Genomic DNA, 20,173 nt, shown 5'->3' with positions numbered 1-20,173 from the left:
CCGTGATCACGGTGAAGCCCGGGCAGGTGCCAGACCTGATTCCGGACGCGCCGGAACCGGAGCAGGTGCATGTGAACCTAGCCGCTCTTTGGTTGGCTCGGGAACTGACGGAGCGGCGGGTGACGGAAGGGCAGTTGTCGCCCGAGCAGGTGGAGGCAGCGCGTATAGCCCTGGCAGCCAAAGCACTGGCGCTGAAAGCCGGGCTGGGAGGCGTGATCGCGCTGGACACGCCAGCCGAGCAGGGTGTTCAGCAGGTCAAGATTGGAGGGCTCGAACTCAAGCTCGCCACCAGCACGGATGAGCGAGGGCAGGCAGTGATCGCTGCATCGGATTGGGACATGCACGCTGAGACCTTTCTTGCCCTCGCGCTTCCTGCCCAGATCCGCCCTCGTTTCTTCCCTGGAGTTGCACGATGATCACGAGGGATGAAATTCGGGCGCTCACCCGTCCCCTCTTCGCGCGAGTGGCAGCAGCGCTCGGCCAGGACCTGGAGATCGTGCCACCCGGAAAACCCGTGGGTGACTTCGACGACGATGGGCGGCGTCAGGTGGAAGCGGGTACGTCCGTGCCCGTGCGTGGCCTGCTGATGCCTGCCTCAACCCAGACCCAGCAGGCCGCTGCGGGGAGTGACCTGCCAATCCCCAAGTTCGAGGTGTACCTGCCGCACGATGCGCCCGTTGCAGAACCAGGGTGGCACCTGATGTTCGAGGACGTGGCGTACTACCCGACTGCTGACGCCCGTGATGAAGGGTTGCAGGGCCTCCACGTCGTGTGGTTCGCGCCTCTCGGCGCTCCAGGGGAGGTGATTGAACGTGGCGAGCCTTAACCGGGCGGGTGTGGCCCAGCACAAGGAACAGCTCACCCTGAAGGTGCTCAAGGCGGCTGAAGCTGCGGCGGACGTGCTGCGCGAGAAGCTCTCCGGTGGGGGCAGTGGGACCCAGTACCCAGGCCAGCCCAATGCGGCCAGCACTGAGGGCGAGTATCCCGCCGAGCAGACCGGCCGACTGCGAGAGAGCATTGGCGCGAGGTCTGCAGGACTCCTGCGCGCCGAGTTCGGCAGCATCCACGATCCGCCCGATTACAACGTAGACCTGCACTTCAAGCCGCCAGACCAGGGTGGCCGTCCCTACATGGATGACGCCCTGCACGACCGTGACATTCACGTAGTCATCCGGGTGGCGATGGGGGTGACAGGCAAGTGAGCAAGCGCAAGAAAAAGACGCAGATCGGGCTGTTCGTGATTGCCGACAATTTTGCGCTGCTTCTTTCGCGTGAGCTGCTGGCTGCGATGGAGCAGCGGCCAATCAAGGTGGTGACGGGAGCGAAGTGAACACCCTGCAAGCCCTGCCCATGCTCGCGCGCGGACTGTCCCCGCCCGTCACCCTGTCCGTTCACGACGCGACGCCGAATCCCAGGCCTGCAGGCCCCTACGCCGTGGTCACTGATGGCCTCGACGGCAAGGAATTCCAGCTGCACGCCCAGGAAGACGGCCACGCCCCTCAGGTGCGCCGCCTGACCGTGCTGGTCACCCTGTTCGCCGGGCAGGACCAGGAGTTGGCCGACTTCCGGCCCCTGTATCACGCGGCCCGGAAGTTGCCGGACCTCGTCACCCGCCACCCCGGCCTCCCGCCGCTGGGTGGCATTTCCCTGGGTCCTTGCGCGGCCCCTCGCCCAGGAAGCAGCCAGGGGGAGCGCCCCTGGGCCGCTGTCCGCCTCATCCTCACCTACACGGAGTGAACCGCCATGACCAAGAAAGATGCAAACGACAGCACCACCCCCACGCCTGCAGAGTCCACTACCGACGCCAGGTCCGCCCTGACCTACAGCGAGCCCGTGAAAGTCGAGGGTGGCGTGAAGGTCCGTGCCTCGGACGGCAAGGGCAACAGCCTCTCCGTCGTGGCCAAGGACGAGAAGGAAGCGAAAGCGGCCCTGCTCGCCCAGTACAAGAATCTCCAGTCCTGACCCCTCGTCCGGCCCTCCGCCCTCTCACACCCATAAAGGACACAGCACATGCCTGACCTCGATTACGCTCCTGATACCAGCGCGAACACCCGCACCAAGGCCAAGCTGGAGATTGCCCTCAGCCCCAGCGTCACGCCCCTCGTCTACTCCTTCGTGCCCAGCGCCAACCAGATCGCGGGCTACAAGCCGGGCGTGACCACCAACCGCACGCCCCTGTTCGACGATGAGGACGGCAACTCGCAGACGGCTGCCAGCGTGGTCCACCGTGCCGGTGCTCAGACCTTCCAGACCATTGCTGGGCCGAAGAACGCGACGGTCAAGAAGATGATCCAGCGGGGCAGCGAGGGTGACACGCAAAATCACGACGTGATGGCCCGCTACACGGACCCCGAGGGCGTGAGCTACCAGGGCCAGGCCAAGCTGGTCTACACGGGTGAAGAAGGTACCGGCCCGGATGACACGCTGATCCGCGGCTTCACCCTCGAATGGACGCGCGTGGGCGCCCCCGTCTTCCCCAGCTAATCCCATGAGTGACGCGGGGTATTTCGAGATTCGGGAGAAGAAGCGTGGCCGCCCTGTGCTGGTCACCTTCTTCTGCCCCCGCGTCACGCCTGAGGGCCTGCGCGCGCCCAGTTTGTGCGCGCACAGGCCCATCCGGGCTGGGACGCGCATCGTTTTTGAGAACCACAAATACAGACTCCCAAAGCTGGCCGAGGGCATGAATCGGCCACGCGAGGGTTTTTTCCTTCCGGAGGTCCAGTGAACCTGTTTACCCTGATCGCGGGCCGCAGCGAGGACACCTTCACGCTTGGGGGCATCGTCTTTGAGGCCGCCCCCCTGACGCTGATGGAGGTGGGCGAGTACTTCGCCATCAAGAGCCGAAGCGCTGGCCCTGGGGGGATCACGTTCGACGAACGGGCCGAGTACATCGCCATGAAACTCCGGTTGCGCGTGCAGAAGACAGACCCCATAACCATCACGCGGGACTGGCTGATGGAACAGGTAGGGGTCCCTGGCCTCGACCTGGTGGAGTACGTACTGATCTACGCGGAGATGCCACAACCGAAGGATGCAGGTGGTGAGGCAAAAAAAGACTGAGCCCGGCCCAGGCGCAGGCCGCACTGCACGCGCAGGTCAGGGAATTGATGGGCGTGACGGGCTGGACGCCGGAACAGATCGGGCGACTCACCTCCCCACAACTCACAGACCTCCTGCAGCACCAGGGCCAGCTGATGTGGCCGGAGATCCGCGCGGAGCTGGCCGTCAAACGCCTCGAAGGGCTGCACGACGAGAAAGGGTCAAAGGGAGAGCCCAGTCCAGTGCAGAAGGCGCTCGACGACTACGACAAGCGGAAGGCGGGCATCCTGGAGCCGATGACGTTGAAGGACCGGCGGTATCACCGCGCCTTCCGGATCGTCATGGAGGAGTATCTGGGAGACCCGGACGCGCGGGAGGCCTCAGCGCAGGCGGCCCGGCCCGAGGTGGAGACCAAACCTTTCCCAGGCATGTCGCGGGAGGAAGCACGGGCGATTCTGGCTTGGGTGCGGGATGGAGGCTGCCCCGACGAGGTTTGGGCGCGCGAGGTCCTGCCCGCATGGGACGCCATCAGGGCCGCTGCAAAGCCGTGAGTTCAGCCCCTGAAAACGATGGCGTCGTTCAGCGCCGCGATGATCTTCCCCACGCGCTCACCGTTCGCGTCCGTCAGGGCCTTGATTTCCCCGGCTGATGTCCGGATCACGACGGTGTACTTCGTCTGGTAGCCAAACCAGCTCCACAGGGCGCCCAGGATGAAAAGCCCGCCGACTAAAGCTGCGCCCGCTATAAAGCAGATCACGGCAATGATGCCGAGCAGGATGGGCGTTCTAATGTACGGGCGGTCTACCATTTGGGTCACTGACGTGATGCCGCTCATAGCGTGCGTCTGCCTGTCGGAGATAAAGCGGGCGTGACTACTCAGTGCGAACCAAGTTTTCGTACTGAATGGTGCGACGGGGGCAAGTTTGCGCCAGACGATGAAGCAAACGGTTGACTGGTCGTCTGGCTTATCTGGTTGAGACGTGTGTATTTCGCTACATTTGGCTCAGGAGGCGCACATGACTGAACAAACCAGTATTCCCGACGAAGCGATGCAGATGTACACGGAGGGCGTGGAAGCAGCGCGCCTTTCCAGTGGCCACAACCAGTTGGAGCAACTGCGGGTTCAGGAACTTATGCTGCGGTTCCTGCCACCGGCACCTGCTCGTGTCCTCGATATCGGTGGTGGTCCAGGTGCGCACGCTCTTTGGTTGGCTCATCATGGATACGTTGTTGACCTGCTGGATGTTGTTCCCTTGCATGTAGAACAGGCCCTCGCTGCTTCACAACTCCAAGCGGAGACACCCCTGAATGGCGCTGTTGTGGGAGATGCTTGCGCGCTACCTTTTGAGACGGGCAGTGCAGATGCCGTGTTGTTGTTCGGGCCTCTCTATCATCTCACTCAGCGCGAAGACCGTTTGAAGGCTTTAAGCGAGGCGCGCCGTGTTCTGCGAGAGGGTGGTGTTCTGCTGGCGATGAACGTGAACCGCTTTGCATCTACCTTTGATGGATTGTTCGGTGGCATGTACGCTGATCCGGAGTTCATGGCAATGGCTAACCAGGACCTTCTGGACGGTCAGCATCGTCCGCCACCCGGAAAGCCGTACTTCACCACCACCTTCTTCCACCATCCGTTTGAGCTTCGAGATGAATTGTTAGAAGCAGGCTTTACTGTCAGTGCTTTGCTGGGTGTAGAAGGTCCTGGGTGGACCATGCGCGACTTTGATGAGGCTTGGGCAGATCCAGAGCGTCGCAAGTGGCTGATTCAGGTGGCTCAACGCCTTGAGGAAGAGGTGACGCTGTTAGGTGCGAGTGCACATGTAATGGCGATCGCCTCTTCGAAGACGTAGTAACTTGATGCTATTTTACAGAGCGCATAGGATCATTCCATAGAACTTTGGTAGCTACTTGGCACGAGATCCGCTCTCGTGCCAAGTAGCTACGTAGTTTAAGTGTACTACTCGCCACGAGAGCCATACTCGTGGTGAGTATTTACAAGCGGGCGTTTGTCAGCGTTGCCTTCTCGTCCTGAAAGGTAACTACTCACCACGAGAGACATCCTCGTGGTGAGTAGTTACAAGAAATTTACTCGTGACCAAGCTTCATTATATTATTTAGGTTAACACTAAATATGTATGAAACTCCTCCAAAAGAATCGCCCACTATATATGTGTCTTTATCTGAATAATACATTTTTACGAATTTGCCAGCAATAAGTGTTGATATATTGTTACCAAGTTCGCACTTACCTTTCAAGGAGCGAGTATCCATTTTGGGTAAGTTGTTTCGGCATTGTATGACATAGTATTCAGCTATTGAGTTCGCAAAGTGCCCAATGAACCTATATTTTATATCACTATAAATAAACCAAATTAATAGAGCTGTAGGTATCAGGTAGAAAAATTTTTTACTTCTCATATATGTATACCTGTATTGGTGCATAGATTGATTTTACAAACGAAATCCTTGATTTGCCGCTATTAATTACCACTACTTGATATAGTTTATCCTTACTAAAATCTCTATCCTGACAATTGCCAATCAACTTTTCCTGCTTTGCGCATCCTTCTGCCATATCTCTCGCAATTCTACCAAACACATCTGATGATGTGTTACGTTCTAGTGTGCTTCTATTAAAATACGCGGCAAGCATATAGACATATACTGTAAGTATTACAAACAATATAAATAGGCATCTCATTATTATGTTCATATAAGGACCCTCCCTATACACAATAAATTATAATGGGCATGATTTCTCAGCGCGAGACGGGACGACATGCTGAGTAGTTGCCCTGAAAGAACGTGGTTTCGGCATGTCCGCCGGGCGCTGCAGTCATGTCTCACCCATACCACGAACTTCACCCTTCCGAAGGCAGATTTGCGCTGCCTCGCGGCGGGTTTTTGCGCCCCTGAAGGAGGTGGCGTTCCACATGCCCAACTTAGGCGAGATTACCGGCACGATCCTCTTGCACTACGACGACGCGGCCCTGCTGCGTGAATTGGAGCGTGCGGAAGCCCAGGCGACCGGCAAGGTCAGGATCAAGCCCACCCTCGACGTGACTGAGGTGCGCTCTGGACTGGCCAAGCTCACCGACGCCCTGCTGGTCCCCGTCAAACTCGACGCGACAGCCCTTCAGCGGGAACTCGACCAGATGACCCAGAAGGGAACCACCACCCTCAATATCCGCATGGAAGGCACGGACCGGCTGATCGCGGCCCTGAATGAAGTGGCAGGCAGACTTGACAGCTTCGTGGGTCGCCAGAAGATCGTTATTCAGGAAACCCAGCGGGTGGACGGCGCGCTCTCTGCCGCTGCCCGAGGCGTCGGCACGCTCTCGAACATGTACTCCCGAGGGGCAGTCGGGATGGACGAATTCAAGAGCAAGAGCGCCGCTTTGAAGCTCGTCCTGACCGGCGTAACGGAAGCAGAAGGGTTCCTCAGTAAGGAAGCCGCCATTGCGGAGAAGGCCCTCAAGGCCCTGGCAGCAGCAGAGGGGGCAACAGGTGCCAGCTCCCCCGCAGCGAACCGCTTCAAGGTAGAAGCGGCGGCGGCCCGTGAGGCGTCCCAGAGCATCAACACCTACCGAATCGCCTGGCAGTCCGAGGCCGTGAACGACGTGACGGCTGCTGCCGAGATGGCGAAGCGGGAGCAGCGTATCCGCAGCACCATCGTGGCCCTCGAAGCCGAGAAGACCGCCCTGATGGACCTCGGCGTGCCTGAACAAGCGCAGATGAAACGCATCCAGGAGCTGACCCAGCTCCTCAACAACTACAGCCAGCAGCTGCGCGTCGCCGTCAGTGTTCAGAACAGCATCAACGGCACCATCACGAAGGGCAGCCTCGCGGCCGGTGTGGCAGCGGGCGTGCAGGACCTGCGCGCCACCGTGAGGGGACTGGCCGACGAGACCACCCGGCTGCAGAACGCCGAGCAGGCGGGGCTCATCACCAAGAGAGAGCTGGCCGCTGCCCTGGCCTCGCAGCAGGCTGTGATGCGCAACTCACTGGGCATGATTCAGACGGAAATCGTCGCCCTGCGGAACCTGGGCGTGCTCGATGTGCAGCAGACCGAGCGCCTCGCCCAGCTGGCCCAGGCGCAGAACGGGTACACGGCAGCGCTCGCCCGGACGGTAGGTGCGCAGCAGGCCGCCGCAGCCGCTCAACGGGCTTCTGTGGGCGGCGCCCTGGGTGTGCGTGGAGCGGGTGGCATGAACAATGCGGCCATCGCCGCCTCGTTCGTGAGTCCTGAACTCGGTATGGCGGCGATGGCCGCAACGATGGGACCCGTTGTCGCTGGCGCTGCAGCCGTTGCTGGTTTGGTTCACACCCTTGGCGACGGTGTGGACAAGGCTGGGCAGTTCACCAAGCAACTCTCCCAGGTGAAGGCCTTGTCCGGAGAGAGCGCCACTGAGATCAACCGTTTCGGGCAGTACGTGCGGACCCTCAGCACCAAGCTCCCCGTGGCCTCAAAGGACTTGATCGAGCTGGGCCGTCAGGCGGTCCTGGTGGGCCTGCACGGCAGTGAGGGCATCAAGACCTACACGACGAACATGGCGGCCCTCAGCGTGGTCCTCCGTGACGTGAATGGGCACGCAGCAGGTCTGGAACACGTGGGGCAGGAGATCGTGAAGGTCCTGCGCTCGACGGGCGCCACCACCGCTGAGGTGAATGCGGGCTTCGGCCGCATGGTCAACGGCTTGGTCGCCCTGAAAACCGAGTCCGGCGTGGCCATCCCCGAGGTCACGAACCTCCTGAAATTCTGGTCCTCTCAGGGCGCGCACGTCGGTCTGACCATCGAGCAAATGACGGCGCTGTCCGCTGCCCTGATTCAGACCGGTGCCCGGGCACAGGGTGCCGGCGGTGCGCTCTCCACCTTCTTCCAGCGGGCCGCACAGGCCGCTGCAGAAGGCGGACCGAAGCTCGAAGCCTGGGGCAAGATCATGCACATGACGGGCGACGAGGCCGCCGCCCTCCTGAAGCAGAACCCCATGGAGTTCCTCCGCCGTTTCGTCACCGGCGCGAACGAGCTGGACGATAAGGGCCAGGCCCTGAGCCTCTCGCTGGGGAACGTCAACCTCAAGAGCCAGCAGGTCCAGCGCACCTTCGCGGAACTCGCGCTCGCCATGCCCCTGGTGGCAAAGAACACCGACGTGATGACGAAGGGGAGCAACGACTCCACCCTCGCCATGCGCAAGGCCCAGGAAGCAGCAGCGAACTACAAGGACCAGGTCCAGACGATGAGCAACGCCTGGACGGCCTTTAAAACGAACTTGGGAATGTCGGTCATGCCCTTCTTGTCCGACTTCGTGACCAAGGTCCTGAGCCCCATGGCGCAGAGCCTCATGGAGTTCAGCCAGAGCCTGCAAAACCTGAAGTCGCCGGGCGAGTTGTGGGCCAAGCTGACGATCTACCCGGGAGACGATGGCACCACGCGCGTGCTGAAGTTCCTGATGCTTCCTGTGGCTGTCGGACGAAGTGTCAGCCAGTTCAACAACGTGGACCGCCTGCAGGATGCCCTCGTGCGTGGCGGCCTAATGCCGAACCCGAAGACGCCGGGGGAAGCGATCGCGCAATACAAAGAGATCGCCGAGAACTTCGAGAAGTACCTGAAAATGGCGCAGGATGCGGACCTGAAGATCCGCGAGAACCTCGGCAAACCGCTCCCCGCCAATCTCGTGGCCCCGAGTGCTCGGGAAGCGTACAACCTGATGAACCCCGCCACGACGTTCGCGCCTAAACCGGACGCGACAGCGGCGTCCCTCTTCGCAGGGCTTGGCCTGGCCGGACGGAAGATCCTGAACGATTTCGGTGTGAGCGGGAAGGACTACCATCACGACGGTGCGGTCCGGGCGGATGCCGTTCACAACGGCATTGATCTGAAGGCCCCGAGGGGGACGCCGATCTTTTCTCCCTTTGCTGGAGCAGTGTCGTTCCGGAAGGATGATGCGAACGGTAAGGTGTTCGACCTGATTGACGCCGCGGGGAATCGTCTGACCGGGATTCACCTTGACGCCTTCGATGAGGGCATTCAGAAGGCGCTGGCCGCCGGAGCAAAGAAGGTTCTCGTGCTGCGCGGGCAGAAGCTCGGCACGGTCGGAAACACCGGCACCACAGCCGGATCTGTGCCGCACCTGCACCTGATGGGGTATCTGGCAGGGAGCAATACCCCGGTGGATGCCCGGAGCATCCCGTTTGTGGGAGGACCGGCCCCAGTTGGTGGAGGCCACGGAGCCCTGCCTGACCGTGCCGCCCAACAGGCGGCCTGGGAGGCAGAGGCGAAGAAGCTCTACTCGAACCTGCTGGCCACCAAGGCGAGCGGTCACGCGGACAGCCAGATCATCGCCGCAGCGGACGCCTTCAAAAAGGCCCATCAATCCATCTGGAAAAAGGTGGTCGAGGACGCGAAGGTCGCCGCAAAGGAGCTGAAAAGCGCCGGGGTCTCCCCAGCCGATTACGACAAGTTCGCCGCTGCCGCTGGGCGCATGGCCGCCCTGCAGGCCCGCACCCGAGTGGGGGGCAAGATCCAGAGCCAGGCCGACAACCAGATCGACGCCTGGATCAAGGCCAGCGGTGGCGACAACGGTGTCGTGAAGAAAATCTTCGACTACGAGGTGGCTGCGCTCGCGCAGGCAAAGAAGGGCACCGACGACTATGTGGCGAGCACGGCTGAACTGAACAAGTACCGGGGCGAGGCCTTGGCCATTGTGATCCGGAAGGCGGCGGCCGAGAAGTCCAGTTCCGACGAGGTGAAGCGTCAGAGTGCGCGGGAAATCCACGACTTCACCGAGAACTCCCGGGTCCGAGCTTCAGTGTTGAAGATCGTGGAGGAGGGCTACAAGCGCCAGCAGGAACTGAACAAATCACGCGCCGCTGCGGAAGCGGACATCGAGAAGAACCTGCAGGCGCGTCACGTCGAGGTGGCCCAGCAGCGCCTCGAAGACCTGAAGCAGCTCCAGGCGGACGAACTCGCGCAGGAGGGGCTGACGGCCGCCCAGCGAGAGCAGATCGTGAAGCGGACCAGTCCGGGCATCCTGGCAGCCACAAGAGCGGTGAACGCGGAGCTGCGCCGCCAGAAGGATGAGGAGGCCGAGGCCTACCGTAACAGTGAGCAAGCCAAGGCCCTGACCAGCAAACAGGTAGACGCCGAGGTGGCCCGGCAGAAGGGCGTGAACCAGGCCAACGAGAAGCGGAACAACGACCGCGTGGAGTCCGAACAGCGCCAGGCCCTGAAGACCGCTGGGCAGCAGCGCCTCCAGCAGCAGCGAGAGTTCGCGTCTGCTGCGAAGGCCCTGGACATCAGCGTGATGGAAAGCCGTGCAGCACGCATCAAGACCCTGAATGATGCGGAGATCAAAGCGGCTGACGGGAACCTTCAGAAGCAGTTGGCACTCACGAAAAAATACAGCCAGGAGGAAGCAGAACGGGCTCTCGCCATCGCGGATGCTAAGCGGAAAAAGACCATCCAGGACGCAATCGACAAGAAAGACCCCAACCTGGGCAGGATCACGGTTGACGCAAATGCCGCGTTCGAGCGAGATCGGGTCAGCATTGAGACGACCCGCAGGGAAGCTGTCGCCACCGCCCAAAAAGCCCTGGACGACAAGACCCTGGAGACCACCAAGCAGGTCCAGAAGCAGCTCACAGCGTTGACCCTGAGTGAGGCTCAAGACCGTGTGCAGGGGGAGCAACAGGCCCTGGACGTCCTCGCCCAGAACCGGACGAAGGCCCTGGACCAGGCGAAGGGGGACGCCGAGAAGCAACTGGCGGTCACGCGCAACTATGCGGCCCGCGAGCTGGAGATCCGGAAACGGCTGGCAGATGCGCAACTGATCCTCGACAAGCGTCAGGCAGAATCCACCCTCGCTGAGGCGTTGGCGAGTATTCCGAAGGGAGCAAGCCAGGCAGACCGGGACCGGCTGACCAAGGGCTACAAGGCCGATTACACCCGCGACATCAGCCGGGCGTACACCGCCCAAGCCGCGAGTGTCGGGAAGGCTCAGGCCGAAACGGATCAGCAGGTCACCGACGTGGTGGACAAACAGGGGGAGAGTGTCCAAGCCCTGACCAAGCGGTACCGCGAGCTGACCGACTCAGTGAGCAAACAAATTCAGGAAGGGAAGTTCGACGACGAGGCCCGGCGGCAGGCGCTCCAATCGTTTAACGACCTGACCCACGAGAGCGACAAACTGGGGCTGACCCAGACCAAACTCGTGGCGTCCATCCGGGGAACCACCTATGCCCTGATCGATCAGGGGGTGGCGGCCGCGCAGATGATCCAGGCTAGCCGCGAGCGCATCCAGCAGATCAAGGACGAGTCGGACGCGGAGCAGGCGGCAGCGGACGATACCAACACCACAATCACGTACCTGGGCGGGATGCTGGGCGAACTGGTAGCTCAGGGGCTGGACCCGCGTGACAGCGGGTACGTGAAGCTGCTGCAGGAGATCGTCCAGAAGGGCGGCGAGGCAGGCAAGGCCGCGCAATTCGTGCTCGACAACCTGGACCGCCTGGAATCCGATATGGGGGGCAATAGCCTGGGCGCCATTGCTTACCGGGGCAAACAGGCGATCCAGGACGCGCAGGACCGCAATAACCAGGAGATCAATCCCGAAGACCTCTCCCTGCCCCAGGCTCAGGCGAACGAAGTGGCCGGGCGGGTCATGGACGAGGTGTTCAACCAGCCTGAGACGTTGGATGGCAAGCTCAAGGCTGGGCTGGCGGCGATTGCGAGCGAGGCGTTCTCCGACATGGGTTCCGAGGGGCGTGACGCCTTCTGGGAGCAATTCGGGAAGGTCCTCGACGACTTGGACGCGGCCCACAGGCACGAGGCGAACCAGCTGGAGGTCCGCAAGACCCTGCGGCTGGTCTCAGACCGCGATTACCTCGATCAGAAGGAAAAGCTCGACGCCCAGGCGGTAGAGGACCAGTTCACCCGGGAGACAGCTGGACTCTCGGAACTGGACGATGCCTACATCAAAGCGGCGCGCGAGCGAGAGGAAAAGCTTGATACGATCCACGCTCAGGCCCGGGCCGGGCGTGAGCAGTTGGATCTCCAGAAGACCCGAGCGCTCGAAGACGTGGACTCGGGCAAGGTCCGCTCGGAGCTGGAGGACCGGTACGCCCGGCACCTCGTCACCCAGCGTGAGTATCTGAACCAGAAAGAAGCGCTGGACCGGCACGATGCGCTGATCACGTACAACCGCGCCATTGCCGATCATAAGGATGGGGAAGTCGCCTGGGCCGAGTATCAGGCCACCCTGACCCGGATCCGGGAACAAGGCAAAACGGACCGCGAGAAGCTGAATGACGAGGAAAGCCGGAGTCTGGAGAACACGGCGGCGGGCAAGGCGCGCTCCACGCTCGAAGACCAAAACGCCCGGCACCTGATCAGCCAGCGTGCGTACCTGGATCGGAAGGAGGAACTCGACCGCCAGGACGCGGAGCGCACCTACGAGCGGGCCCTCAAGGATGGCAAGAGCCAGACGGTAGCGGCGGCCGAACGGGAAGCCACACTCACCCGTATTCGGGAACAGGGCATCACGGACCGGCAGAATCTCGACCAAGCTGACGCGCGCGGCTTGGAGGACGTAGCGGCAGGTAAGGCCCGCGCGACGCTCGAAGATCAGAACGCGCGGCACCTGATCAGTCAGCGTGCATACCTGGAGCGCAAGGAGGAACTCGACCGCCAGGACGCGGAGCGCACCTATCAGCGGGCGATCCAGGATGGGAAGAGCCAGACGGTAGCGGCGGCCGAACGGGAAGCCACGCTCACCCGTATTCGAGAGCAGGGCATCACGGACCGTGCGGCCCTGGAGCGCGACGACACCCGCGCCTTGGAGGACATCTCCAGCAAAGAGGCGTATGCCGCCCTGGAAGACCAGCAGAGCCGAGGGCTGATCAACCAGCGCGAGTATCTGAGCCAGAAAGAGGAACTCGACAAGGCGGCAGCTGTCCGGGCCTACGACCAAGCCATTGCGGACGGGAAGAGTTCAGCCGTCGCCAAAGCCGAGTACGAAGCGACCCTCACGCGGATCAAAGAGAAGGGCATCACGGACCGCGCCGCACTCGACAAACAGGAAGGCCGCAACCTGCAAGACGCGGTGACGAGCGGGAAGATGGCTGGGCTGGAGTGGCAGCATGATCAGGGCCTGATCGCCGACGAGAAGTACCTGGAACAGAAGGAAACGCTGGAACGGGAAGCCGCCGCCCGCGCCTTGCAGCAGGTCAAGGATGACCACGGCGACGTGGCCACCGCCGAGCAGGTCTACCAGAACGAGATGGCGCGCATCACCCGCGAGGGGACGGCCACACGCCGCTCGATTGAGGAACAGCACGCCGACTTCCAGGTGCAGCAGGCCCAGCGGACCCTGGAGAAGTCGTTCGGGGCGAAGGGGCGCGAGCAGCTCATCAGCGGACTCGAAACCAAGGTCCGGCTGGCACGCGAGGGGATGAAGGGCCTCGTCGAAGGGACGGATGCTTACGCGGCTGCTCTAACCAAGCTCCAGGCAGCCCAGGATGCCCTCTCCGACGCGAAGTTGGCTCCTGGCGTCCTGGCCACTTGGCAGAAGCAGGTCCAGGACCTGGGCACGGCCTTCGAGAAGCACGAGATCACGGCGGAGCAGTTCACCGCTGGGCTCCACAAAAACGCGGACGGTCTGCGCGAGATGGCCCGGCAGGCGGAAGCCGCGGGGAACCCGGCCCTCGCCAAGCAGTTCCGTGACCTGGCGGCCTCCCTGCACGCGATGGACCCCAAGGTGGCGGCCCTGCTACAGAAGTTCGGGAAGCTGCAAGAGGTCCTGGGCTACGTGCAGGAGGTGGCCGGGGCCTTCGACTCGTTCGCGGGAGCCATGGGCGCGGCAGAGGAGGAATACGACAGCCTGACGGGGGCCAAGTTGCAGACCCCCTGGAAGGACCTGGAGGCCAACCTGAACGGGGCGGCCAATGCCGCTGGAAAGCTGCTGGCACTCGCGGGCGACGTCGCCAAGATCATCGCCAACCCAGCCGATGTCGGCGCGTGGGTGGAGGCGATCACGAAGGTCGTCTCCGGCATCGCTGAGGCCATCGGAGGCTTCAAAAAGGCCCAGGCGGAGGTCAGGCGGCTCAAGCAGGAGTTCCAGGAGCAGAACCCCCTCCTGCACGCTGAGGACTACCAGAAGACGTTCACCCGGTCCAGGGGCTGGCTCGCGGACATCTTCGGCGGCGGGCCCGAGGTGGTCAACGAGATCGACAAGCTCGGGCTCAAAGTCGCGCAGACCATCGCATCTGGTGTGATGAACGGCATGCAGAACGGCTTCCAGAAAGCGTTGGAGGCCAACGACTTCAGCCTGTTTGCCAAGACCCTCTCGGCCAGCATCCGGGAGTCGGTGAAGCAGACCATGATCGACAGCTTCCTGAACGATCCAGCCCGGCAAAACACCTATGCCGCCGCGATCAAGGGCTACACGGACGCCCTGAAAACGGGTGACCCCACTCAGGTGGCGCAGGCCTACGCGGTCCTCATGGCAGCGTACAAGGGGGACCTGGCCGAAGCGAAAAAGCTGTTTGAAGCGTTGAAAAAGCTGGAAGACGACGCGCTCACGCCCGAGGAGCGTGCTGCAAAAGCGGCGGCGAAGCAGCGTGACCTCGACGCCCGGGGCATGAACAACGAGGAAACGGCGCTCAAAATTCAGCTGGCCGGGAAGCTGATCAGTCAGGAGGATTACGACAAGAAGGTGCTGGCCCTGACCCTCCGGCGGCTAGATCTCGAAATGGCAGAAGCTCTTGCCGTCGAGGGTCTGACCGAGGAGCAGAAGGCGCTGATCCGCGAGGAATACCGCCTGAAGCGCAAGCTGGCCGAGGAGGAGGCGGCTCAGCAAACCCGGGAACGTGAACTCGCTCTTGCGCGTGACCTTGCCCAGCGCAAGCTCGACTTGGAGGGCAGTGACCTGGACCTCCAGCAGAAAAAGGCCCTGCTGCTCGCCAAGACCGACGAGGAACGCACCCGGATCACGGAGGGATTCGAGCGCAAACGCCTGGCGCTCACCCTCAAGCGCCTCAAGGCGGAGATGGAGGCCGAACTCGCAGGCACCGAGTTGACCGAGGAGCAGAAAGACCTGATCCGGCAGAAGTACGATCTGGCGGCCAAAAACGCGCAGGCGGACTTCGACACGCTGGTGAAGGAGAACGCCGACAAGGTGCGCGAAGCGGCAGAAGCAGCCCGAAAAGAGCAGCAGGAGACCGCGAAAGCCGCTGCGTACGCTGCGGAGCAGGCCCGGGAGAGCTGGCGAGGCTCCCTGGGTGGGGGCATCGACACCTTCCTGAACGGGGGGAACTCACTGGACGCGCTGACGAAGGGCATCCGCGACCGGATTCAGCAGGGCATCCGTGAGGGGCTCGTCGCCAAGCGCTTCATGAAGCAGCTCGATCCTCTGTTCGACGAGCTGCAGGACCGGCTGACGAAGGGGCTGAGTCCGGACGATGTGCTGCGCCGGATCGCCGCCCAGGTGCCCGCGCTCGACGTGCAACTCAACGGCACGCTCGGGCCGCTGCGGGACCTGTTCAACACTCTTTTCCCCCCACTCACCGACGCGATCAAGGACAACACGGCCGCGCGCCGGGAAGAGGAGTTCGGCACCACCGTCGTGTCCCTCAATCAGCTCGTGGCTCCAGAGGGCAACCTGCCCGCTGAACTCGCCTTTTTCAGACCCTGAGGTCATCCATGTACAGAGCTTCGTTCTATCGCCCTCGGGCGGTAGAACCCTACCTGACCGTCCATACCACCGAGGGCCACGTCCCTGCTCCTGGGCAGACCGTGGCCCTCGGTGGTCAACTCGAAACGGTGCGCGGCGACTGGTGCGGCGCAGCCACCCTCAAACTCAGTGCGCCCCCTGCGGACGAGCAGGACGGCTCCCTGGCCCAGCCCCTGGACCGGGTGCGAATCTGGCTGCCGGGGGACGCTGACGACGATCCCACCTACACCGGGGAGATGGTCAACGAACCCTGGCTGGAAGGGCCAGGAGAGGTACAGCTGCGTTCCCTGGCCGAGCGCGCGGGCAAGGCGGCCTGGCACGGGGAACAGACGCCGCTGGCCTTCAAGCCGTACCTCCAGCACGCGCTCTCGCTCGCGGTGCTGCTGCCCGGACTGCTGATCGGCGACATCCCTGAGAACCCGGCCACCCTGAAGGCGAGGACCTCGTTTGAGCTGATCGGGGACACCTTCCAGGCGGCGATGCCCGTGATCGAGGGTGGCACCTGGGGTGTGAACGGGCGGGGGGAACTGGGAGTTTACGCCCCCACTTCGACGATCACGCACCGCTTCGTGCGTGGACAGACGGAGACACCACCAGGCACGATGGAGGGGTACGCCAACTGCATCCAGCTGCCCTACACGCTGCCGGATGGAACGCAGGCGCAGTTTGAGGCCCGAGTGGAACCCGAGGTGCAGGAGCACGGGGAGACCTGGGAGGTCACCCAGATGCCCACCCAGGTCCAGACCACGGACCTACCGGTGACCTCGGCAGACCATCCCACCTTCGGCGTAACGGTGACGGCGCCTGTTGGGGCGCTGCCCTTCCCGCGAGACGGGGCGGCGAACAGCGTGCAGTTCTCGAATGTCGCGCCGCTGCTGGACCCTGCTTGGGCGGGGCACATCTCAGACGTGTTCGCTGGGCTGAACCTCGGACTTGGTGTGGGGTTCGATCACCGCATCCCCTTGCCTCCTGTCCCTGCTGGGGACTACCAGCTTGCGGACTACAGCGTGCACGTTCTGAAGCCGGTGTTCCCGGCAGACTCGCTGACCCCAGACCTCACCATGTATATCCGTGCTGAGCCGGGTGTCCCGGTCCGCATCCGAGGTCCCTTGAATGGGACAACGCCTCCAGAGGGCTACATCACGGCCACCTGCACAGACGATGTGCCAGTCCTTGGGGCGTCCTGGCACGTCCTGGACCGGTTGTCCGTGGGGTATGACCTCGCAGCAGCCCACGCCTTCCAGACGGCGAACGGCTTCCCGCCTCGGGGCATCTCGGTGGCCGTGGCCGGGCTCAACTCCTTCAACCAGATCCACCCGAGCGTCACGCCCGAGAACACCCCATTCATCATCCTGGGCTCGGCCGTACCGCTCGGTGCTCCCACACAACGGGTGGAGGGGTACGTCTACCAGCCCCACGTGCTGGAGGATGGGCGTGGTCTTCCGCCCCTGCAGCATCCAGAGCACCGCTGGGCCGAGCCGGTGGGGGGACTGGCGCTCCAGGCGCAGGTACAGATCACCCTGCCGCAGTCCCTCCAGGAACTGCAACGGGGGACGACGCTCCTCGTGCCTGAAGCGGTAACGAAAGTGCAGTCGGACTTTGGGGGTGTCTTCACAGACTGGGTGCAGGGCTCAGACCGCGAGGACGCCCCCGGACTGAAGGTCTGGAGCCCTTCTAAGGACGTGCGAGCGACAAGCCTCGTCCTGCAAGGCCCACTCGCCCAGATCGGCCGTCTACGGCTGATTCTGGTGGACACCTCGGACATCCTCGCTTACGCCTATGGCCTGCTGCGGTACCGGACGCAGCCGGTTCGGAAGTGGACTGGCACCTACAACGGGCTGCGCCGGGTGCCGTGCCATGGGGTCGCGCGCTTCGAGTTCCGGGGAGAGGAGGTGGACCTGGACGTACAGCGGGTGACCTATGACCTCACCACCCTCAAGACCAAGGTGGAGGCCGGGACACCCCAGGCCAATGGCAGCGTGGCGGCCATCAGAGAAGCGTTTCTGGGCTTGAGGCGCGATATCCGGCTGGGAGGCGCGAGTGACGGTTGAACCGATGCGGTGGCTGGATGCGAACAGGCAACCGCTGTTCGCGGTGTGTCAGGAGCAGGTGGGCAGCCACCTGGTGGGCGTGGCGGAGGAGGAACTGTTCAGCCTGACGCCCGCCGGTCAGGTGGAGACCATTCCCGGGATTGGGAGCCGCATTTACACGGGGACAGACGCGCTGGTCCCAGGCAGCTACTCGGTCACGGTGGGCGCGTGGGGCACCACGCGGGCGCACGTGCGTGAGTTGAAAGGGCAGGTGACGAGGGCCGCGATTCTCACACGCTGGGTGCAGAAAGGGAACGCGGAGCTGCCTATCGCGCGGTGGAGCAGCATCAAGCCCGTTCATTACGCAGCGGTGAGCGAAGGAGCGAGGGTGACGGCCGTGTTCGAGCCTGCGCTCGCGTACTGGCTCCTCCCCGAGGTGACGGGGGCACTGGTAGCGGGAAACAACGCGGTCAACGTGCTGGGCGAGGGACCGGTAACGCCTCGCCTCACTCTGACAGCTGCACAAGCGGTGGTGAACCCGAGCGTGACGACGGACGCGGGAGTCAGCACCTGGCACGGCACCCTGCAGGCGGGGCAAACCCTCGTGATCGATGCGACGCCAGGCGTCTGGAGTGTGACGCGGGGCGGGGTGGACGTGCGGACAGCGCTCACCGGGCCTCAGCCCTCGCTGAAACCGGGCATGCGGACGGTCACGCTCTCGGCGGGCCTGTCGGGGACGCTCAGTTTCCGCCCGGCTGTGCTGGAGCCGGACGGCGTGCTGCCGGATGTGGAAGCAGACGGCGTGTACTGGGAAGGAGTGGGCTGGTGAGCGAACGGGTCAAGTTTTTCAAGGTCTCAGCGTTACCGGGTGACCTCGTTTCTAACACTTTGTACTTCGTGCAGAGCGCTGTGAATCAGCCGATCACGCTCTATGTCACGAGCAATACCTCCCCCGTGGTGGCCAGCCCTGTGGGTCAAGTTGTCGATGTGCAGGACGCTATCGCAGCCCTCCTACAGGCGGGCGCGGGGATCACGCTGGAGCAGGATCCGGACACGGGCACCATCACCATCAATTCCACGCCCGGCTCCTGGGTGGGGACTGCCGAGATGATCGGCATTGGCGACAGCATCATGAGGGGCTATCTGGCCGGGGACAATGCCGGGTCATGGCTCAACAAGCTGGCCGCCCTCCGGGGATGCTCGGTCATCAACGGCGGCGTGGACGGCAGCACGGTCGCTGTCGGCGGCACAGACCCGATGGTGTCCCGGTACCCCACACTGGTGCCACTCGGCTTCGGGGGGCACGTTTTTGACATGGGCGGCGCGAACGATTTCGACCAGAATCTGCCCCTGGGAGTGCCGGGCAGCACCGACACGTCCACGATCTACGGGGCCTCTTTGGTTATGGGGCGCGGGACCTTGAACAGGGGGCCTTGCTTCTACCACGTCTGCACGCCGCTGTGGCGAGGTGATTACGCGGAAGGCACGCGCAGGGGGACTGGCTTCACGTACACGATGGAGATGGTGCGTCAGGCAAAGCGCGACGTGGCCGCCCAACTGATGCGCGAGTTCCCCGGCAGAGTGGAGCTTATTGAGACAGGCCGGGACCTGGCCCCCTGGCTGAGTGGGCCAGGCGGGTTTATGAACAGCGACAACCTGCACCCTACGGGCTCTGGTGACACGCTGATCGCGCAATACGTTGATATGCGCGCGACAGGGGCGAGCGGCACAGTGCTGCCCCCGCCGACGCCGAACTACAGCCGCACGTTCGCTGACCTCTCTGCTGGCAACCTCTCCGGGCGGGAGGGGTGGATTGTGTACGGCGAGTCAGGGACGGTGACCGCCTCGGGGTTGGAGGTGGCCGCGCCGTTCGATACTCAGCCGAGGGGCATCCTGCACGCCCTTCCGGAGGGCGTGACGCGAGTGGCGATGCGGTTCACCACGGCGAACTTCCTCGCGTCGCCGGGCAACGGCGTCATGCTGCGGGCCTTCCACCGGCTGTCCGACAACCGCGCCATTTGCATCTGGGTCTACAAAGCGGCAGCCAACCCGACAGCGCGGCTTGACGCTGGGATTCTGCAGGGCACCAACGTGACCACCACATTCATAGGGGCAAACGGTCCGGACATCCCCAGTAATGACGTTTGGGTGGAGGTGCAGCGCGGGGGCGGACAGATGGAGTTGCGGATGTGGGATGCGGGCAGTGGGGTCCGGCCTGCGAGCGCTACTGCCACCGTGGCGGACGATCCGATGGTGGCGGATGCTTTCGGGATCAGCACCATTGGGTCCGGCACGCGCCTGGTCAAGTCCATCAGTGCCCAGTAACCCCACCCTTTCTCCCCGCCCCAGTCCTCACCGGCTGGGGCTTTTGCGAGGTGC

15 protein-coding genes are annotated in these 20,173 nt (G+C 63.0%); 14 read left to right on the top strand and 1 reads right to left on the bottom strand.

The features are described from left to right. Positions 1-2 precede the first annotated feature (2 nt). The 9 genes from B9A95_RS11770 to B9A95_RS11730 all read left to right on the top strand — a co-directional run bounded on the left by B9A95_RS11770 (position 3) and on the right by B9A95_RS11730 (position 3,590). Positions 3-416, top strand: coding sequence for a hypothetical protein (locus B9A95_RS11770; protein WP_084047467.1), 414 nt, complete (start codon positions 3-5; stop codon positions 414-416). Beyond that, the gene (locus B9A95_RS11765) at positions 413-826 is read left to right on the top strand and encodes a hypothetical protein (RefSeq protein ID WP_084047466.1); all 414 of its coding nucleotides are present in this window, start codon (positions 413-415) and stop codon (positions 824-826) included. The genes B9A95_RS11770 and B9A95_RS11765 overlap by 4 nt, the downstream gene beginning before the upstream one ends. Then, positions 813-1,202, top strand: coding sequence for a hypothetical protein (locus B9A95_RS11760; RefSeq protein WP_139806721.1), 390 nt, complete (start codon positions 813-815; stop codon positions 1,200-1,202). Before B9A95_RS11765 ends, B9A95_RS11760 begins: the two co-directional genes overlap by 14 nt. Beyond that, on the top strand, positions 1,199-1,330 hold the full coding sequence (locus B9A95_RS36245) for a hypothetical protein (protein WP_281255850.1): 132 nt from the start codon (positions 1,199-1,201) through the stop codon (positions 1,328-1,330). Before B9A95_RS11760 ends, B9A95_RS36245 begins: the two co-directional genes overlap by 4 nt. After that, on the top strand, positions 1,327-1,737 hold the full coding sequence (locus B9A95_RS11755; RefSeq protein ID WP_084047464.1) for a hypothetical protein: 411 nt from the start codon (positions 1,327-1,329) through the stop codon (positions 1,735-1,737). Before B9A95_RS36245 ends, B9A95_RS11755 begins: the two co-directional genes overlap by 4 nt. A 6-nt stretch (positions 1,738-1,743) precedes the next feature. Continuing rightward, positions 1,744-1,962, top strand: coding sequence for a hypothetical protein (locus B9A95_RS11750; RefSeq protein WP_084047463.1), 219 nt, complete (start codon positions 1,744-1,746; stop codon positions 1,960-1,962). Positions 1,963-2,010: 48 nt separating this feature from the next. Then, positions 2,011-2,484, top strand: coding sequence for a hypothetical protein (locus B9A95_RS11745; RefSeq protein WP_084047462.1), 474 nt, complete (start codon positions 2,011-2,013; stop codon positions 2,482-2,484). Between the two features lie 237 nt (positions 2,485-2,721). Continuing rightward, positions 2,722-3,060 (top strand): hypothetical protein, encoded by a 339-nt coding sequence (locus B9A95_RS11735; protein WP_084047460.1) that lies wholly within the window; start codon positions 2,722-2,724, stop codon positions 3,058-3,060. 44 nt (positions 3,061-3,104) lie between these two features. Then, complete coding sequence (locus B9A95_RS11730; RefSeq protein WP_139806720.1) at positions 3,105-3,590, top strand: hypothetical protein; 486 nt, start codon at positions 3,105-3,107, stop codon at positions 3,588-3,590. A gap of 2 nt (positions 3,591-3,592) precedes the next feature. Here the strand turns inward: B9A95_RS11730 and B9A95_RS11725 are convergent, their stop codons facing one another. Then, positions 3,593-3,898 carry a DUF6232 family protein gene (locus tag B9A95_RS11725; RefSeq protein ID WP_281255862.1) on the bottom strand — a complete coding sequence of 102 codons (306 nt, stop codon included), beginning with the start codon at positions 3,896-3,898 and terminating at the stop codon, positions 3,593-3,595. A gap of 157 nt (positions 3,899-4,055) precedes the next feature. Between B9A95_RS11725 and B9A95_RS11720 the strand changes: the two genes are divergently transcribed. The 5 genes from B9A95_RS11720 to B9A95_RS11700 all read left to right on the top strand — a co-directional run bounded on the left by B9A95_RS11720 (position 4,056) and on the right by B9A95_RS11700 (position 20,119). After that, positions 4,056-4,886: a class I SAM-dependent methyltransferase gene (locus B9A95_RS11720; protein WP_084047457.1), complete on the top strand. Its 831-nt coding sequence runs from the start codon at positions 4,056-4,058 to the stop codon at positions 4,884-4,886. A 1,083-nt stretch (positions 4,887-5,969) separates the two neighbouring features. Next, positions 5,970-15,725 (top strand): peptidoglycan DD-metalloendopeptidase family protein, encoded by a 9,756-nt coding sequence (locus tag B9A95_RS11715; protein WP_170928603.1) that lies wholly within the window; start codon positions 5,970-5,972, stop codon positions 15,723-15,725. Between the two features lie 8 nt (positions 15,726-15,733). Beyond that, on the top strand, positions 15,734-17,815 hold the full coding sequence (locus tag B9A95_RS11710; protein WP_084047455.1) for a hypothetical protein: 2,082 nt from the start codon (positions 15,734-15,736) through the stop codon (positions 17,813-17,815). Next, positions 17,805-18,623, top strand: coding sequence for a hypothetical protein (locus B9A95_RS11705; protein WP_084047454.1), 819 nt, complete (start codon positions 17,805-17,807; stop codon positions 18,621-18,623). Before B9A95_RS11710 ends, B9A95_RS11705 begins: the two co-directional genes overlap by 11 nt. Continuing rightward, the gene (locus B9A95_RS11700; RefSeq protein ID WP_084047453.1) at positions 18,620-20,119 is read left to right on the top strand and encodes an SGNH/GDSL hydrolase family protein; all 1,500 of its coding nucleotides are present in this window, start codon (positions 18,620-18,622) and stop codon (positions 20,117-20,119) included. Before B9A95_RS11705 ends, B9A95_RS11700 begins: the two co-directional genes overlap by 4 nt. Positions 20,120-20,173 lie beyond the last annotated feature (54 nt).

Source organism: Deinococcus hopiensis KR-140, from assembly GCF_900176165.1.
GTDB classification, from domain to species: Bacteria; Deinococcota; Deinococci; order Deinococcales; family Deinococcaceae; genus Deinococcus; species Deinococcus hopiensis.
Note: the sequence above shows the minus strand (reverse complement) of the source record. Positions and strands in the feature narration are given on the sequence as shown.